This window comes from Patescibacteria group bacterium (assembly GCA_041651355.1).
GTDB lineage: Bacteria > Patescibacteriota > Patescibacteriia > Patescibacteriales > UBA12465 > JAPLVX01.
On record JBAZJK010000001.1, the window covers coordinates 379,853 to 395,771 of the forward strand.

Genomic DNA, 15,919 nt, shown 5'->3' on the forward strand with positions numbered 1-15,919 from the left:
TTTTCTATTATCTACTCGTCTTAGATCTGTTAAAAAATTTATTGTGCAGAATAATAGTCAGAAGGGTTATAATTATAGCTAATAAGTTTCTAAGAAGTTTACTTTGCTCTGGGAGTAATAGAAGAATTGTGAAATTATAAAACAGGTAGAACCCCACAACAGCAATAGTTGTTTTTATTATTTTATTTATTTTTGAGGTATTTATTTCTCTAAATAAAATGTTTTTGCCTTGATTTTTTTTCTTTTGCTGTTCTATGGCGATTGCCAATCCTAAAATGCCGGCTGTGATGGCTGAGCCTATTATTGTTCCCCAATTATAGTTATTTGTCTCGGAATTCGCCGCATAACAGATGTGTGGGGACATCACGGTTATCAGTAGTAAGATTAAAAAGCTATTTTTTCTCATATTTTTAATAATTTGTTAAGGTGCCCAAAAACAAAAATGGACACCCGATCCTGCAAAACAACAATCGGTGCCCGAAGACGCCTTTTGTGTCGGATCGGAATGTCCATTCCTGCACACAAAAGACGAAGCGAATAAACGCCAGCTTCGGGTTATAAGATTGTTGTTTTGCTTTTACAATATACCATAAAATATGGAAAAACTCAATTATATAAAATAGGCTATTTTTAGACATTTTTTACTTGTTTGTTTGATTTTTTATGCAAAATGACGTGGTGATTTTTTTTGCAATGGTGGTGAGCGACTCTTTTACGAAAATAAATTTAGAGGCTCAATTTACAGAGCAGCTAAAAAGGTATAAAATTTAATTGTAATAATAAATAAAATAATGACTATTTACGATAAAATTGATGTTGCGCTAAAAGCAATAAGACGCACGCAGGATTTAATCAGGCGGGGTCTTGCAAGGCCGGCAGAAAAACAAGAGGCTTTTCGGTTGGCGAAAGAAACGGCTAGTTTTTTTACCGATGATATTTTTAAGAGAAAAGCCGAAAGAGAAAGCAGGGTAACCGTTTGGTCTAACGAAACAAATGACGGTTTTGTCGCGATTGATGAGGCTGATCAATTAAATGGCTGGGTTAGCTTACTAGAGGAATATAAAGACGGTAGAAAAATTAAAGCCGAACTATCAAGTGAGAAAGTTCATATACAATCAGTTGTTGATGGCGAGGATCAGCATATTTTTATTACTGAGAAAGGTTCCGGTGAGCATACTCATCTTATTTTGGACGGTGGTACCGGTGAGATAAGAATTGACCCGAAAGACAAAACACCTCACGAAATAATTAAATCCATACAAGCAAAGCTTGAGCTTAAAACTGGTGAAACAGTCCAGGTTACAAAAACCGCTTTGAGTTTTGTTGAGCCCGAAGTTCCCAGGGTAGACGTTAGGGCTTATACTGCGATCAAAGACGACTGTTTTGTACTTGAGATTTATAATAATGGAGACGAAGATTTGGAAAATTTTTGTGTTCAAATAAATTGGGCGCAGCCGGAAGGACTACAGGAGAGGATTTTGGAAAAATTTAATAGTGAAAGTGATTATCTTGTTCTGGCGAGTCCAAAGTCGCTTAATTTGCTTAAAAAGGGAGAGCGAGTTTATTCCCAGATCCCCACTATAAGTGTTAATAAAAAAATAAAGATTACTATTTCCTGCAGAGGAATGCAGAGTGATAGACAAATTAAGAAAGAATTTGATCTTGAAACTCAAAATGAATATAAGTAATTTTTTAGATTTTTATCATCATTTATTTTTGTTAAAAAATGTTTAGTTGATAAATTATGGAATATATTTTAGCGGTTATACAATTTATCCCCAATCTTTTCAAATACATTAAACGTATTTGGAAGTTTAACTTACCGGCCGGAAAAGTTTTAGGGTCTGTAGCTGATAATAATGAAGAGTTAAAAATTTTTGTAAAAGATTTGATTGTTCTAGATAATATTATCAGTGCTCCAAAATTAATTTCAAAAGAAGGCGAACAAGTTCAATACAATCCCAACATAGAAAAGGTTTGGCCGGATGTGGAGGCTATTGGGGTGGCTAAATTATTTAATCTTCTTGGTCAAATAGGTAAAAATAATAAATTATCTATTATTGAAATGAGCGTAGGTTTTAATATGTGGGACAGTAATTTAATTGTTTTAGGAGCACAGTCCTTCAAATCTAGAGAATTTTACCGTCTGATGGAAAATGTAGGATATCGTATTGATGATAGTGAGATTTATGATAATGAGACCGGAGAAATTATCGAAAGAGAAAACGGTTATGGATATGGATTAATAATAAAAGCGACTAACGGAAAGTTAGCTGAAGGCAAGAAAGGCCTTGGGTTTTTATTAGGCGGGTATGGAGTTTTAGGAACTCAAGCGGCCGTTTATTATTTTTGTAATAATATCAGTCAACTGGGAAAAATGTTTGGAAGGAAAAAATTCAGTATAATTGTTAGGGCAAAAATATCAGTTGGCGAACAATCCGTTGAAAGATTAGATAGATATAATAAAGTTTATAGCAGATAATTTATATGGTTTTAATTAACTGAAAGATTATATGGCTGATCCAGATTTACAGAAAGTATTTGATCAAATTATTAGCTGGAATTCAATCCAGAAAATAATAAGCGAAGCTTATGAGCTGCTCGCGCTTGCGATAGGGCAGGCTGTATCTAATCTCTGGTTAACATCCAGAACTATTATCATATATTTAATCTTATTTTTCTTTGTAAGAAAATTTTACGACGGGGGCATCGGCAGTTTGGTATATAATTTAATATATTTTCTTATCGCCGCCGTTTTAATCTGGATATTTGGCTGGAAAGTATTGTTTAGTATTTGGTTTGAATTTATTTATCCATTTTCATATATAACCACAGGATTTTTATTAAGGAAAATTGGTGTTTGGAAATAACTTTTTCAATATATGAAAAATAATTTAGAAGATATTGTTATAAATAGTGGAAATGTTTTTCATTATCAAGTAGTAGAATTTTTAAGAGAGAATGGATGGACTGTTTTAATAAGTCCATTTTATAATGATAACCTAACAGATAAACCGAGAGAAATAGATATAATTGCAGAAAAGGAATTTGACGTATATTCTCACGGGCATAGTTGGGAGGGAACATTGAATGTCAGGCTGTTTATAGAGTGTAAATATATCAATCAAAATACTATTTTTTGGTTTGACAAGAAAGATTATTTTAGCGCAATACGTAGAATAATGGCAGACACTGGATTAAAACATCCTGACGAAAACATAAATATAACTGAGCACAGATTTTATAAGCTTAATAAAGTTGCTAAACTTTTTGCTTCTGGAAAAGAGAATCAAGAAAAGGAGTTTATTTATAAGGCTATAAATCAAAGCCTTAACGCGATGTTGCATTCCAGCAGTAGGCCATCCATAATACCTAGTGAGAGAAAAGGAAAAATTAAGAAGATTTTGAAGACAATAAATTATCCAGTAATTTTATGTAGTTCTTTCGCGGATTTTTATCAAATAAACGTTGACGATCCAGATAAAAAGATTACTCCGATTGTGGGTAATTTTAATTTAGAAATAAATTATGCTTATCTAGATTTTGAAAAAAATCCGAAAGCCGGTTATTTCCTGATTGATATTGTTTCTTTTGAAAATCTTTCCAATTTTTTAGCTGAATTAGAAAAAACCGATATAAGTATAATTAAAAATGATATTATCTGGTCATTGCGTGTAAGAAAATAATTTGTATTCATCAGTCTTGACAAAAAATAGATAAAATAGTAATATATTACATTTTTATTGAGTGTTTGGTATAATATAATAAACTAAAGATAATGAAAAACAATAATATACAAGCAGACAAAAAGTTGAATGAACTCATAAAAGCTTGCATAAAATTTGGTTCCGACCAAGATGGCCGAATAACTAAAACTAAGTTGGCTAAGTTAGTGTATTTAGCCGATTTTGTTTTTTATTATGAGAATTTGAAGCCAATAACTGGAGTAACTTATGTAAAAATGGCTCAAGGACCAGTAGCTTTTGAGTATTTTGATAAATTAACAGATTTAGTGGGAAATAATGAAATTAGTATAAAAAAATATAGAGCAGCTCAAATGATCGCTCTAAGAATAAATTTTATTAAAGATGTTTTGTCTGACAAAGAATTGGAAACCATACAAAAGGTTTGTCAAAAATGGAAAAATAAAAGTACAAATGAAATTGTTAAATTTACACACGAACAAGTTCCTTGGAAAATTTCTTTTGACAAGGACGAGGTCCCATATAGTTTAATTATTCAACAGGATGCGGCCAAACTATATTAACGGGAAGTATTCAGTTGTCTTCGATAAATATTCCGAGAGACATTACGAAAAGGACTTTAAGAAGAAGTATAAAAGCAATTGGCTGGCTACAAAGCAGTCGATTATTGATACACTCGAAAGAATAGCGAATTTAGATGGGATGGGGGTTGTAGATCCTATATGTAAATCAAATAAAGATACATTTTTGTTAAAATTTGATTTTGCTATTGCCAAAAGCGGAGTATCCCCCAAAGGTAGTGGAAATAGGTGTATTTTAGATGTATGCAATAATTCTTGTTGCGTTAAAATTTTATTAATTTATTGCAAGCATCACATAGACAGGCCTGATGGCCAGGAGACAATTTGGTGGCAAGAGAAAATAAAAGAGAATTTTGAATTGCATTGCACTTCTTAATTATTTATTTTAATAATATGGCAGGGAAAAACAAAATTGTGATAAAATCGTCACAAAATAAACAAAAATACGCCATTGTCAAATCGGCAAACAATAAAACGATCGCCGTGACAGAAACATATAAGACAAAGCAGGGCGTGAATAATGCCGCAAAAGCTTTGAAAAAAATTATAAAAGACGCTGTTGTTATTGATGAAACTAAGTAGATAATTTAATTGATTGCAGTTTTTTGGCGCTAATTTTAACCGCCTTGTATATATTATAAAGTTCTGAAAATATATAATCTGCAGAGCCAACAAAATTTTGGTGTAGTAGACCGAGATATTTCGTCTAAAATTAGCCAAAAAACAAAGAAACTCAGTTTACGCTGAGTTTTTTGTTGGAGTCAAATGTGAGAAAAGAGCCATAAATAAAGGGGATTTTTGGTTCTAATCCGAGTCCTATTTTAATTTTTAATAAAAAAGAGCTGTTGAAACAGCTCCTAGTTTTAAGTTCTAGTGTTTTTTTCCAATGATTTTTATCATTGGATGTTTTTTTTCTCTAATAGTGTTTAGACATTCTGATAACCAAAATACGGTTTTAAAATTTTTTGCTTGGTTTAGGTTGATCCATCGAAAATCATCATGCTCTCTTTTGTTTAGAATGATTTTTTTTGAATTACCTATACACTCTGCCAAAAAAATTAAAGTTATAAATTGTTTATCCTTCTCCTTGTCTACAATAGAGTTAAAAGAGAACAAAACCAGATTGTTAATATTTAGTCCGGTTTCTTCTCTCGCTTCTCTTATGGCGCCATCAATTGGGTTTTCTCCATCTTTTAAAGTACCGCCAGGAGTATCCCATTCTTCACTAAGAAAGAAGTTATTTTTTGATCTTTTTATAATTAATAACTCTCCGTGTTTAGTGATAATTGTGTGCACTATTATTCCTTTCTCCATTACTTTTTGTTTTTAATATACTATTTAAATTCAAGTAATTATACTATATTTATTAATAAAAGTCAATTTGACATTTAAATAGTTTTATTTTATAATTAATCATTAGTTCATTAAAATTAGGAGGATTGATAATGGAAAATTTTGGAGTTAATTTTTTGGATAATTCCGGTAGGCTTGTGAAAGAAGTAACTATTGATGGTGTCAATCGATATTATTATATGGGGGTTGATGCTCAAGGGTTTATAGAAACTGATAATAATGGGGAATACATTATCATCGGAGATGAAAAAAGATATTGGAAGGGTAACAAAGTTATTGTTCCAACAAAACTGCTTCTCTTAAATGATTTTAGTATTTGCATTTTAAAGCCTGATGCAAAATCTCCAGAATTAAGAAATGAGATATTTTCTGTTTTAAAGAACGATTTTCAACTACTATTTAGCGAAAAAATCAGTATAACAGCAGAAAATGTCTTTTGTTTGTACCCATATTTTTTTACAAAAAACTGGGAAAGAGCTCTAGTTGATTATTTAACAGAAGATCAGTCTGATTTATTGCTTGTTTCTGGGCGTGATGTTGTTAGGAGACTTATGGAGTTTAGAAATTATATCAGAGTTAAATATTATGATAGTAATAAAAAACATTGTGTATATAATTTAATACACTCCGCTGACAACAAAGAAGAGGCAATAAGGGAGGCCTTAATCTTTCTTGATGACAAAAAATTAATCAACTTGGTTGGTTTTAAAAAATAAAAGGTATTTCGCCCAGAGCTTAATACCTTTTTGTATATATATGATTAAATTGTTAATATTACTTTATTTTTTATTTTCGGCAATTTATTGGTTTATAAAATTTTATATATCAAATAAATGGCTGAATCGAAGCAAAAAATCACCCATAGCCAATATGGGGAATTTGAATTTTATTATAATTATTCCAGTTTTAAACGAGGGGAAAATTATAAAGGATACCGTTAATTATTTTTTGAACTTACTTAGCCCTTTTAGTAATTCTAAATTAGTTATAGTTACGACAGACAAGGAATCATTAAATGTTGGTTATTGCACCGAAAATACTATCAGTATCCTTAACTCTATTAATCATGATAAATTAATCAAAATTAATTATCCCAGCATTGACGGCAAAATGGCGCATCAGTTAAATTTCGCAATAAATTATCTGATAAAAAATAACATAATAAATAATCAGCTAATAGGTATCTATAATGCTGATTCTAGACCAGAAAAAGAAACTCTTAATTGGATCTCTGATAATTTTATTGATAATAATAAAGTATTTCAACAATATGGAAATTATTTTAATAATATAGATAGTATATTAAAAAGGAAGTTTTTTTCTAAATCTATATTATTTTCTTCAAGCGTTTGGCAAAATCGATGGAGTTTTGGTTTTGAGATTTTTAATAATTTAAAACAGCAGTCATTTTTAAATAATAATAAATTTCCTTTATTATACCCATTTAATTATTGCATAGGCCATGGATTATTTTTTACAAAAGAAATATTTTTGGAGTTGGGCGGCTTTAGTGAAAATACACACAATGAAGATGCTATTTTTGGCATGGAACTATGTTATAGAAAGGAATATATAAAGCCTGTACCGTATTTTGATTATGCCGATTCCCCCAACTCTTTAAAAGGTTTATTTTTTCAAAAGGCTACCTGGTTTTTTGGACCTTCGCAGGCATTTTTGTATTATAATATTTTAAAAAATGATAATAAAAAAGATAATCATTTTAGATTGTTTATTTTATCCTGCAAGCTGTTTTTGCATGCTATCTATTGGATTATTGGACCATTTTTATTATTATTTCTTTTTATTTACTCCTTTTGGATAAAAAATTTTTTGTTATTTTTGCTAGTATATTTAATTTATTTAATTATTCCGAATTTTATCGCGTGGTTATTATTAAAAAAAGATAAAAAAATAAAGGACATTAAAGCCTTTATTTATATTGTTATTGGATCTTTTTTTGCTTATATTTTACATGGATTTTCCGCTTATTATTCAATATTATGTTTTTGTTATTCTCTTTTAACAGGCAAAAAAATAGAAAAATATAAAACGGAAATAATAAGAGATTAACTATTTTGTTAGTTTTAAAACCGGATGTTTTTTATTAATAAAATATTCGATACATAGCTTTAAATAGCCGACAGTCTGATATTTAATTATATCTTCTGGCGTTATCCATTCTGATTGACTATGTTCATTGGTATCAATATTAACAATTGGGTTTTCATCGTTTAATTCTGTTATAAATATAACGGTAATGAATTGTTTATTTTTTTTAACATCTATATTTGAACTATAATAAAACAGCCCAGGATTTTCAATTCTAAGACCTGTCTCTTCAAACACTTCTCTTTTGACGCCATCTGATAAGTCTTCACCGTCCTCCAATGTTCCCCCTGGAAGATCCCAAAGTCCGCCCTCATAAGTATCTTCAATTCGCTTCAAAATTAGTAGTTTATCATCATTTATTATTAAAGAGTGAATAATTATTCTTTTGTCCATAAATTTAAATATTATTAAATTATGTTATCATTATAGTATGGCAATAAATTAAAGTAAAATTATGAAAAATATCAATGTCAAATTAGTTTTTTACAGAACGCTGTTTTCACAGTCAGCAGCATCTGTTACCATGGGTTCTCTATCGGCATTTTTATCTAATAATAAAATAAACAATAATCTTGTTTTGTTAGAAAAAAATAATTTTCATAGCATAGAAAGTATTTTTGAAAACATTAATTCAAAAACCGTTATAATTGCTAAACCGAATTTTAAAGATTATTATCAAATGCTTCAGCTTTTATCAGAAATTAAGAAGTATAATTTGGTAAATAAAATTTTTCTTTGCGGGCCTTATGCGAGCTTAAATTATAATAGTTTAATGAAAGAATTAAAATGGCTTGACGGGATTATTATTGGTAACGCAGAAGAAACGGCTGTTGAATTATTAGAATTATTAGAGAAAAGAACTTTTAATTGCAATTGTCCTGGCGGTGTTTGGCGCAATAGTAAAAATGGAGTTGTGTCTGTTTATTATCCAAGAAAATATAAATTAAAATTAAATAATCTTCCTTTTCCAGATAGAACTATAGAAAAACATGAAAATGGGTCGTATATAAATATCGAAGCGTCTCGTGGTTGTCCTGGGGCTTGTAGTTTTTGTCACATACCCCTTTTATCTAGGTTAAATGGGATTAATAATGTTGATTATCGTGATCCGCTACTCGTCGTTGATGAGATAGAGTTTTTATTTAAAAATTTGGGAAAAAAATTATTTATATTTAACGATAGCTGCTTTTGGAGAAGTCATAATGATGACAAAAGAATATTAAAGATTTGTTCGGAAATTAAAAAACGGAAACTTTCAATAAAATTTTATATATATTTAAAATGTAGCCCGTTTCCGTCTGATGATATATTAAAAAAGATGGTTGAGTCAGGGCTTGTTCGTGTATTTTTAGGGGTAGAAAATCACTCACAAACAAGCAAAACGTTATTCAATAAAAAAATAAAAGAAGGAACATATGAATTGATAAAAGAAAAATTAGACAAGTATCATGTTAATGTCCATATTGGTTTTATTATTTTTGAACCATATGCTTCTATAAATGAAGTCTCTAAAAATATAAAATATTTAAAAAAAATAGGTAAATTGTTTAGGATAGGTGTTTTTTTGGAAAAAGTTAGAATTATTCCATATTCAATTTTGCACAAAAAGTTAATCAAAGACGGTTTAATTAATAAATCGTTATCTTATAAAGATATAACATATGGTTATAAATTTAGAGACAAAAAAACAGAAGAGTATTATAAGTTAGTAAAAGAAGTTTTTTCCGTAATACTAAAAGAACAGTCTTATGAATTTGAGTATTATTGTACAACTGTCGGTTTGATAAAAGATATACTTTATAGGTTCGATAATAAAAATTTTAAAAGATTAAATGAAGACTTTTTGGAATTTAAGTTGTATCAAGACAAAATTGAAAAATTGATTTATGTATTTTTAATCAAATCAATCAAATCGATCAAAACTTTAGATGCTAATAAAATAATTAAAGAAAAAAAATCGTCTTATTTTATCCGAGATTTTAACAAGCTCTATTATATGATAAAGGTTAAATACGCTAATATTTTTTCAAAAATAAATCAAATAAATAATGGGGAATATGTTAAATTAATTTATAGCGGTTATGAACAAATAAAATAATATGAATATCAATAGTATTGCAACTAGGTTTCCTAAATTTTTTGAAATACAAACCGCCTCATTTTGTAACGGAGGTTGTGTTATTTGTCCATATAACGACGTTAAAGATGATAATCCGAAAGGGGTGATGAGTGATAATTTGTTTAAAAAAATAATTGATGAAATAGCAAAAATGAATAATTATGGAATAAAAATCGTTCCATATTTCAACAATGAACCATTCTTAGATAAAAAAATAATTGAAAGAATTAAGTATATTAATAAAAAGTGTCCCAAATGTGAAATTGAAATGTCTACAAATCTTTCTATCTTGGATAAAGAATATCAGAATAAATTAGCGGCCTGTAATTTAAAAGATTTAAGATTAAGCGTATTCGGTTTTTCAAAATTGTCTTATGAAAGCGTAATGACCGGGCTTAATTGGCGCGATACAAAAACTAATTTAGACAATCTATGTAAAAATAAAAAATTAAGAGAGAATATAGGACAAATAAGCTTAGTAATGATTAATTATCCTGGATTAGCAAAGCAAGATATCTGTTTAGCCAAGAAATATTGTAAAGATAATTTTATAAAATTTGAATTTTGGGGGTTTTTGGATAGAGCGGGTAATGTGAAAAAATTTAATAACAAGATTAATAGAAAAAATATTTACGGATGTGAACAACATCGCCCGCTTGAGCGTTTTCATATACTATTTGATGGTCGTGTTGTGCTTTGTTGCATGGACTGGAAATTACAGTATGTATTAGGGGACGTTAATAAACAATCAATAAATCAGATATGGAATTCTAAAAAATATGAAGCAATAAGAAAAAGCATATATGAAAATAAAAAGAACGCTCCAATTTTATGCAAAAAATGTAAATTGTCTATATGATCATAGCTTTAGATGGAAATGTGTTTGTTGGTAAAACCACTTTATGTAATATTTTTTCTAAAAAAAATAATTATAACGTTGTTTTAGAATATTCGGATTTTATTAATAAAACAAAAAATAAATCATTTAAGCAGGCTAGTTTCTTAGAACATAGTAAATATTTAAAGTTGGACAATATTAGAAAAAAATATTTAAAAAATAATATAAATTTTATTGATAGGAGTTTTGTTTCGTTATCAGCCCATATTTATGCTCTTTACAAAAACGGAATTGCTGATTTTAGGAGAGAGCATACGAATATGTTTCATCAACTATTGAAAAATAATAATATAATAATTCCAAATTGTTATGTATTTGTAACGTGCAATTATAATTGTGCAAAAAAGAGGTTTTTATTAGAAAAAAGAATTGATGAAAAAAAAGGAACACCAACATTTTTTATAAATAAAGGTTATTTTTTAGCAATTAATGAATTTAACAGTTTGTGGCAAAAAAATATAAAAAGCGGATTAATAATTAATACTAATCACAGTGCTAAAAAAAATAATCAGATAGGCATTAATAATAATTTTTTCAAGAAATTAACAAAAAAAAGAATTATTACAATAACGGAATCTATATTTTTTAGTAACGATATTGTTAACAATTGAATTTGATTTTTTTGGATTTTAAAATTTTGAAAAAATTTAGCTAATATTAGATAAGGCAGAGGATAATCGTGTTTTAAGACCGACCTCTAGTTCGAATCCCACCGCAGGAGCCAACACGATTTTGGTGTTTAAGACCGACACAAGGCATTAAACATTAACCAAAACACAAAGAAACATGATTTAGGTCATGTTTTTTTGTTGGCGTCAAATGTTTGAAAAGAGCCGTAAATAGAGAGGGATTGCAGTTCTAATCCGAGTCGCATCTGATTAGTTGTTTTATGCTATAATTAATTTATATGAATAAAATTTTAGTTACGCCTAAAATTAATCCCGATTTAGATGGAGTAGCCTGCGCTTATGCGTATTCTAAATTGTTAAATAAGATTGATTCTGCTAATAAATACACGGCTGGAATTTATGGCAAGGCTCAAAATGAGGCTGTATTTTTACTAGATAAGTTTAAGATCGGTGATGTCTTATTATTTAATCCAGTCGATATTAGTTTTGATAAATTTGTTATAGTTGATGCTAGCGATACAAAGGGCATGCCGGAAATTATAAGACCTCAAGATGTTAAAGAAGTCGTTGACCATCGAGAAATAAACAATGCTGGAGAAATTTTTCGCCAAGCCAAAATAAATATAGAATTATTGGGCGCAGCTGCTACACTGATTTTTGAGAAATTTCAAGAAGTTAGAGAAAGTATAGATTTTGATTCGGCGTTATTACTATATGGAGCGATTTTTTCTAATACCTTAAACCTACAGACTAATGTAGACAGCAGAGATTTGACAGCGATAACGGCTTTAGAAGAAATATTAAAGACCAGAATAAGTGAGCCAAGAGAGATTATTAATGAAATGTTTGAATATAAGACTAAATATATAGAAGAAAATTTGGAAGAATGTATTAGAAATGATTTTAAACATTTTGACGACAGTCTCGGCATCGCCCAATTAGAAGGTTTCGATATGCTTAAAGTTATCACGGAACATTATGATCAGATTAAAAATATATTAGACTCTCTTAAAAATGAGTCCAAATTGGAAAGGATATTTCTAACGGCGGCGGATATAAAGAATGGGCATAATATTTTTTTGGCTATTGGCGATGAAATGGCTAAAATATTAAGCAATAAAATGAATATCGAATTTGATACTAAGGGGATGGCAAAAAGTGGTAAGCTATATTTGAGAAAGCAAATATTGCCAATGATTAAATAATTTAGCTAATATTAAATACGGTATAAATTATCTTATCAATTTTTATATCTTTAGATATAATAAGGCCTATATGACTAAATATATATTGCATGGTGGAGAAACCGGTATTCCTAATGAGCATAACGCTGCCTTTTACCAAGAATGGATAAAGGGTTTTCCGGCCGATTTTAAACCATCCATTCTTCTGGTGTATTTTTCCCGCCCAGAAGAGGAATGGCAAGGATTGGAAAATAGTGATAAAGAAAGGTTCTCGCGCTATAACCAGGATAGGGAAGCAAATTTTTCTGTCGCCAGCCAGGACCTTTTTAGATTCCTGGAGCAAATCAAATCTTCTGATGTGGTCTATGTCCGCGGCGGCTCTACTGAAAAACTCCTTGAAACGATTCTGCCCATTAAAGACCGCTTGCTCAGTGCTTGGGATAATAAGGTATATGCTGGTTCTTCGGCTGGTGTTATGGCCATCAGTCATTTAACGAGAAGCAATATAGGCCCTTGGCGTCATGGCCTAGGTCTTATCCCTTTAAACAGTTTCGTCCACTATGGATCAGAGTTTAGACTAGACCTGGAAGCCTGCCAAAACGACCATCCTGAAAATAGTCTCGAATATCTCCTCTTACCGGAAACAGAGTTTGTGGTCAGGGAATATTAATATTAATAAATATTGACAAAAAATCATACTTATAGTATTATTTTTTGATAGTTAAAATTGCATTATTGAACTTTTAAAACTTAATGATCATGAGCATAGTAGAATTTTTCAAGAATAATTTTGAATATTTTTGGGATAGCTATTGTTTAAGTAACAAGGTCGGATATAAAAAGTTAGGGCCAGAAGAATCTGGCGCTAGCGTAAACTTTTTTATATTTTGGGCTCAAAATTCTGAGAATACTGTTAGAGTGATGATTATATTTTATCTGCCGTCTAACAAGTTAACCCCCATTATTCTAGCAAACATAACTAAAGAAGTGGTAATAAGTAATAATATTATCAAAAAAATGCCAGTCAGATTAAAAAATATTCAGAAAAGAGTTGGCAATTTTTACTTTAGCGATCATGAAATGTCGAGCCTATTAAAAGATGATGGCTCGTTAGACGAGTTCGCCAGAAAAAAAATCTACTCTTTTGTTGATTCGGACTTTCAGAGAATTGTTTCGTCTTTAGTTTGTAAAGGTGGGCGAAATAATAAAATTAGAGGCCATTCTGTTTACGCCATTCCCAGCGGGTTATATGGTTTAGGGAAAAATAGAAAGCATTAGAAAAAATAAACTTTGACCAATAAAATAATTTAAATCCACAAGACATAATGGAACAAAAGAAATACAGAATAGGGAATACTGGAATGGAATTGGAAATCAGTGAAGACTATTTAGGCTGGAAGCCTGAAAGCGGAAACTGGGATGATTTATTCCTACGCTTCGTGAAAAACACGAATATAACTATTATCAATCCCGGTAATAACGAAAGAAAGGATTTATTCCTGCACCATTTCATCATCAAAGACGCTTTGCCCCTGGAATTCTTATTAGAAAAAAGAGCTGAATATATGAATGTCTTTGCCATCGTTTCTAACGATGAAGTTACTAAGAAATTCATTATTCCCTTGTATTAGCCATGAAAAAAACTAACACCCTGGAAACATTATAGTTCCAGGGTTTTTTATAAGAAAAACCCTGTGGTTGACATAGGTCTATATCCATACTAAAGTAAGATGATTATTTTAAATAGTCTGATCCTTTAACAATCTTTATTAACTTTAAAGCGGAGGTTAGAATGCCTAAGAAAGAAATCGTATTCACTTTTCCTGGCGACGATAAGTTGCCTTATTCCACTGTCGTCAAAATTGGCGATCATTATCATTTTTCCGGAGTCGTTCCTGAGGTTTCTGACGGCCGCCTGGCCAGCCCGGGCGACGTAGAAAGCCAAATCAACGAAGTTTTTAAGAAGATCAAACACAACCTGTCGCTTTGCGGTTTACGCCGGGAAGACGTTTACAGCGCCACTGTCATGCTTAGTGGCTCCATGCAACACTTTCCCCTCGTTAATAAGATCTATTCTGATTTCTTCAATGTCAGCATCAAGCCGCGACGCAAAGCCTTTGCCGTTGCCGCTTTGCCTTTCGGAGCGGAAATCGAGATTGAAATCGATGCCATTAAGCAGAGTAAATAAAAATTTTACGCTGCCAAAAAACGGGACCAAAGATCCCGTTTTATAATACTAGTTTTTAGGTTTTGACTAATAACGCCGGCAAACTCCGGGAGCAATAGCTGTAATAACTTCTTCGGAAAAGTCTGTGTAGTTAACGAAATAATCTATCTGCGACAACAGATATTCTACTGGGCCGCCGCAATCTAAATAATGGCCGTCGGTGATAATCTTAGCTAATAAGCTGGTCTTTATCCGCATCTTGTTGATTACATCAATTAATCTCAGCTCTCCATTCTTATCAAGCTCTGTAGAGTCTAGGGCGGTAAAGATTTCTGGAGTGAGGATATAGGCGCCATGAGCAGCGTATTCTGAAGGCTCTTGGCCTAAAGCCGGCTTTTCAACTATTTGTTTAATGGTTTTGATTTCACTCTCTCCTGTAATATCTGATAATTCAGCCATGCCATAGCGTTGGCGTTTTTTAGGATCTTCGATCTTAACCGCGGAAATAACCGGTTGGCCGTATTTGTAATAGGCGTCTAGGCATTGGGCGACACGCGGTTTTGTCTTAGAGAAGATTATCTCATCCGACCAGGTTAGGACGAAGGGTTTGTCGCCAACCAGGTGCCTAACCGCACTCAAAGCGCCGCCGTTACCGCGCGGTTCATGGGTATAGACAAAATCGAAAGTTGCTAATTTTGATATATCCCTAAGCTCTTTGACCTTTTCATCCTGCTTAATCCTAAGAAAATAGTTTTCCAGTATTTCATTGGGGGCAAAGAAGCTTTCGATTGATTGTTTGTGATGCGAAACGACGAAAATAATATTTTCTATGCCGGAAGCGACTAGCTCCTCGACCACGTGTAGGATTATTGGCTTCTGTCCCAGCGGAAACATTTCTTTGGGGATGCTTTTGGTGGCCGGTAAAAAGCGGGTGCCCCAGCCGCCAGCTGGAACGACCGCGGTTGTGATTTTTGGGTATGTCATATTAAATTAATTTAAGCAGATCTCTCACAATACCAGTATGGCGGATCTCATCCTGCCTGATGCTTTCCAAGATTCTTCGTTGTCTTTTATCCTGGATTATCTCGATTAAGTCATTTATTTCTTTCTCCATATCGATTTCAATGGCATAGAGTTGTTTGAGATAGCTACGGTAGTCTTTATTACTAAACATA

Annotated in this window: 22 protein-coding genes; 17 read left to right on the forward strand and 5 right to left on the reverse strand. The window is 31.2% G+C overall.

The window, feature by feature from the left end; genetic code table 11:
- Nucleotides 1–7 precede the first annotated feature (7 nt).
- Complete coding sequence (locus tag WC441_01900; GenBank protein ID MFA5163260.1) at nt 8–406, reverse strand: hypothetical protein; 399 nt, start codon at nt 404–406, stop codon at nt 8–10.
- Between the two features lie 385 nt (nt 407–791).
- Here WC441_01900 and WC441_01905 point away from each other — a divergent pair, with 385 nt between their 5' ends.
- The 7 genes from WC441_01905 (at nt 792) to WC441_01935 (ending at nt 4,867) form a co-directional block, all read left to right on the forward strand.
- Nucleotides 792–1,688: a hypothetical protein gene (locus WC441_01905; GenBank protein ID MFA5163261.1), complete on the forward strand. Its 897-nt coding sequence runs from the start codon at nt 792–794 to the stop codon at nt 1,686–1,688.
- Nucleotides 1,689–1,744: 56 nt separating this feature from the next.
- The gene (locus WC441_01910; GenBank protein MFA5163262.1) at nt 1,745–2,482 is read left to right on the forward strand and encodes a hypothetical protein; all 738 of its coding nucleotides are present in this window, start codon (nt 1,745–1,747) and stop codon (nt 2,480–2,482) included.
- Between the two features lie 31 nt (nt 2,483–2,513).
- Nucleotides 2,514–2,870, forward strand: a complete 357-nt coding sequence (locus WC441_01915; protein ID MFA5163263.1) for a hypothetical protein — start codon at nt 2,514–2,516, stop codon at nt 2,868–2,870.
- A gap of 12 nt (nt 2,871–2,882) precedes the next feature.
- Nucleotides 2,883–3,686: a hypothetical protein gene (locus WC441_01920; protein MFA5163264.1), complete on the forward strand. Its 804-nt coding sequence runs from the start codon at nt 2,883–2,885 to the stop codon at nt 3,684–3,686.
- Nucleotides 3,687–3,778: 92 nt separating this feature from the next.
- Nucleotides 3,779–4,267, forward strand: coding sequence for a Panacea domain-containing protein (locus tag WC441_01925; protein ID MFA5163265.1), 489 nt, complete (start codon nt 3,779–3,781; stop codon nt 4,265–4,267).
- Complete coding sequence (locus WC441_01930) at nt 4,248–4,661, forward strand: hypothetical protein (protein ID MFA5163266.1); 414 nt, start codon at nt 4,248–4,250, stop codon at nt 4,659–4,661. The genes WC441_01925 and WC441_01930 overlap by 20 nt, the downstream gene beginning before the upstream one ends.
- Nucleotides 4,662–4,678: 17 nt before the next feature.
- Entirely contained in the window at nt 4,679–4,867 is a 189-nt protein-coding gene (locus WC441_01935; protein ID MFA5163267.1) for a DUF1508 domain-containing protein, read from the forward strand.
- A gap of 288 nt (nt 4,868–5,155) precedes the next feature.
- On the opposite strand, the gene WC441_01940 is transcribed toward WC441_01935, so the two are convergent.
- Complete coding sequence (locus WC441_01940) at nt 5,156–5,599, reverse strand: NUDIX hydrolase (GenBank protein ID MFA5163268.1); 444 nt, start codon at nt 5,597–5,599, stop codon at nt 5,156–5,158.
- Between the two features lie 131 nt (nt 5,600–5,730).
- On the opposite strand from WC441_01940, the gene WC441_01945 reads away from it, so the two are divergent.
- Together WC441_01945 and WC441_01950 are read left to right on the forward strand one after the other, a co-directional pair.
- Complete coding sequence (locus tag WC441_01945) at nt 5,731–6,354, forward strand: hypothetical protein (protein ID MFA5163269.1); 624 nt, start codon at nt 5,731–5,733, stop codon at nt 6,352–6,354.
- A gap of 40 nt (nt 6,355–6,394) precedes the next feature.
- Nucleotides 6,395–7,708, forward strand: coding sequence for a glycosyltransferase family 2 protein (locus WC441_01950; protein MFA5163270.1), 1,314 nt, complete (start codon nt 6,395–6,397; stop codon nt 7,706–7,708).
- Here WC441_01950 and WC441_01955 read toward each other — a convergent pair whose 3' ends face one another.
- Nucleotides 7,709–8,140 carry an NUDIX hydrolase gene (locus WC441_01955; GenBank protein ID MFA5163271.1) on the reverse strand — a complete coding sequence of 144 codons (432 nt, stop codon included), beginning with the start codon at nt 8,138–8,140 and terminating at the stop codon, nt 7,709–7,711. It lies immediately after the preceding gene.
- 61 nt (nt 8,141–8,201) lie between these two features.
- Between WC441_01955 and WC441_01960 the strand changes: the two genes are divergently transcribed.
- From WC441_01960 to WC441_01995, 8 genes are all read left to right on the forward strand, one after another.
- A complete protein-coding gene (locus WC441_01960) occupies nt 8,202–9,845 on the forward strand; it encodes a radical SAM protein (protein MFA5163272.1) in 1,644 nt (547 codons plus the stop codon).
- A gap of 1 nt (nt 9,846) precedes the next feature.
- The gene (locus WC441_01965; protein MFA5163273.1) at nt 9,847–10,725 is read left to right on the forward strand and encodes a radical SAM/SPASM domain-containing protein; all 879 of its coding nucleotides are present in this window, start codon (nt 9,847–9,849) and stop codon (nt 10,723–10,725) included.
- Complete coding sequence (locus WC441_01970; protein MFA5163274.1) at nt 10,722–11,375, forward strand: deoxynucleoside kinase; 654 nt, start codon at nt 10,722–10,724, stop codon at nt 11,373–11,375. The genes WC441_01965 and WC441_01970 overlap by 4 nt, the downstream gene beginning before the upstream one ends.
- A 296-nt stretch (nt 11,376–11,671) precedes the next feature.
- Nucleotides 11,672–12,598: a DHHA2 domain-containing protein gene (locus WC441_01975; protein ID MFA5163275.1), complete on the forward strand. Its 927-nt coding sequence runs from the start codon at nt 11,672–11,674 to the stop codon at nt 12,596–12,598.
- Nucleotides 12,599–12,668: 70 nt separating this feature from the next.
- Nucleotides 12,669–13,247, forward strand: a complete 579-nt coding sequence (locus tag WC441_01980) for a Type 1 glutamine amidotransferase-like domain-containing protein (protein ID MFA5163276.1) — start codon at nt 12,669–12,671, stop codon at nt 13,245–13,247.
- Nucleotides 13,248–13,336: 89 nt separating this feature from the next.
- The gene (locus WC441_01985) at nt 13,337–13,855 is read left to right on the forward strand and encodes a hypothetical protein (protein MFA5163277.1); all 519 of its coding nucleotides are present in this window, start codon (nt 13,337–13,339) and stop codon (nt 13,853–13,855) included.
- A 47-nt stretch (nt 13,856–13,902) separates the two neighbouring features.
- Nucleotides 13,903–14,208: a hypothetical protein gene (locus WC441_01990; GenBank protein MFA5163278.1), complete on the forward strand. Its 306-nt coding sequence runs from the start codon at nt 13,903–13,905 to the stop codon at nt 14,206–14,208.
- Nucleotides 14,209–14,369: 161 nt separating this feature from the next.
- Nucleotides 14,370–14,765, forward strand: coding sequence for a Rid family hydrolase (locus tag WC441_01995; protein MFA5163279.1), 396 nt, complete (start codon nt 14,370–14,372; stop codon nt 14,763–14,765).
- Nucleotides 14,766–14,831: 66 nt separating this feature from the next.
- Here the strand turns inward: WC441_01995 and WC441_02000 are convergent, their stop codons facing one another.
- Both WC441_02000 and WC441_02005 read right to left on the reverse strand, forming a co-directional pair.
- Nucleotides 14,832–15,728 (reverse strand): sugar phosphate nucleotidyltransferase, encoded by an 897-nt coding sequence (locus WC441_02000; protein MFA5163280.1) that lies wholly within the window; start codon nt 15,726–15,728, stop codon nt 14,832–14,834.
- A 1-nt stretch (nt 15,729) separates the two neighbouring features.
- Complete coding sequence (locus WC441_02005) at nt 15,730–15,918, reverse strand: hypothetical protein (protein MFA5163281.1); 189 nt, start codon at nt 15,916–15,918, stop codon at nt 15,730–15,732.
- Between the last annotated feature and the right edge of the window lies 1 nt (nt 15,919).

What these genes read in the sequence shown, in the direction of transcription:
- WC441_01995 (MFA5163279.1), top strand. Translation starts at nt 14,370, where the DNA reads ATGCCTAAGAAAGAAATCGTATTCACTTTTCCTGGCGACGATAAGTTG.
- WC441_02000 (MFA5163280.1), bottom strand. Translation starts at nt 15,728, where the DNA reads ATGACATACCCAAAAATCACAACCGCGGTCGTTCCAGCTGGCGGCTGG.
- WC441_01910 (MFA5163262.1), top strand. Translation starts at nt 1,745, where the DNA reads ATGGAATATATTTTAGCGGTTATACAATTTATCCCCAATCTTTTCAAA.
- WC441_01935 (MFA5163267.1), top strand. Translation starts at nt 4,679, where the DNA reads ATGGCAGGGAAAAACAAAATTGTGATAAAATCGTCACAAAATAAACAA.
- WC441_01965 (MFA5163273.1), top strand. Translation starts at nt 9,847, where the DNA reads ATGAATATCAATAGTATTGCAACTAGGTTTCCTAAATTTTTTGAAATA.
- WC441_01985 (MFA5163277.1), top strand. Translation starts at nt 13,337, where the DNA reads ATGAGCATAGTAGAATTTTTCAAGAATAATTTTGAATATTTTTGGGAT.
- WC441_01960 (MFA5163272.1), top strand. Translation starts at nt 8,202, where the DNA reads ATGAAAAATATCAATGTCAAATTAGTTTTTTACAGAACGCTGTTTTCA.
- WC441_01915 (MFA5163263.1), top strand. Translation starts at nt 2,514, where the DNA reads ATGGCTGATCCAGATTTACAGAAAGTATTTGATCAAATTATTAGCTGG.
- WC441_01900 (MFA5163260.1), bottom strand. Translation starts at nt 406, where the DNA reads ATGAGAAAAAATAGCTTTTTAATCTTACTACTGATAACCGTGATGTCC.
- WC441_01955 (MFA5163271.1), bottom strand. Translation starts at nt 8,140, where the DNA reads ATGGACAAAAGAATAATTATTCACTCTTTAATAATAAATGATGATAAA.
- WC441_01930 (MFA5163266.1), top strand. Translation starts at nt 4,248, where the DNA reads ATGCGGCCAAACTATATTAACGGGAAGTATTCAGTTGTCTTCGATAAA.
- WC441_02005 (MFA5163281.1), bottom strand. Translation starts at nt 15,918, where the DNA reads ATGTTTAGTAATAAAGACTACCGTAGCTATCTCAAACAACTCTATGCC.
- WC441_01920 (MFA5163264.1), top strand. Translation starts at nt 2,883, where the DNA reads ATGAAAAATAATTTAGAAGATATTGTTATAAATAGTGGAAATGTTTTT.
- WC441_01940 (MFA5163268.1), bottom strand. Translation starts at nt 5,599, where the DNA reads ATGGAGAAAGGAATAATAGTGCACACAATTATCACTAAACACGGAGAG.
- WC441_01990 (MFA5163278.1), top strand. Translation starts at nt 13,903, where the DNA reads ATGGAACAAAAGAAATACAGAATAGGGAATACTGGAATGGAATTGGAA.
- WC441_01925 (MFA5163265.1), top strand. Translation starts at nt 3,779, where the DNA reads ATGAAAAACAATAATATACAAGCAGACAAAAAGTTGAATGAACTCATA.
- WC441_01905 (MFA5163261.1), top strand. Translation starts at nt 792, where the DNA reads ATGACTATTTACGATAAAATTGATGTTGCGCTAAAAGCAATAAGACGC.
- WC441_01945 (MFA5163269.1), top strand. Translation starts at nt 5,731, where the DNA reads ATGGAAAATTTTGGAGTTAATTTTTTGGATAATTCCGGTAGGCTTGTG.
- WC441_01975 (MFA5163275.1), top strand. Translation starts at nt 11,672, where the DNA reads ATGAATAAAATTTTAGTTACGCCTAAAATTAATCCCGATTTAGATGGA.
- WC441_01970 (MFA5163274.1), top strand. Translation starts at nt 10,722, where the DNA reads ATGATCATAGCTTTAGATGGAAATGTGTTTGTTGGTAAAACCACTTTA.
- WC441_01950 (MFA5163270.1), top strand. Translation starts at nt 6,395, where the DNA reads ATGATTAAATTGTTAATATTACTTTATTTTTTATTTTCGGCAATTTAT.
- WC441_01980 (MFA5163276.1), top strand. Translation starts at nt 12,669, where the DNA reads ATGACTAAATATATATTGCATGGTGGAGAAACCGGTATTCCTAATGAG.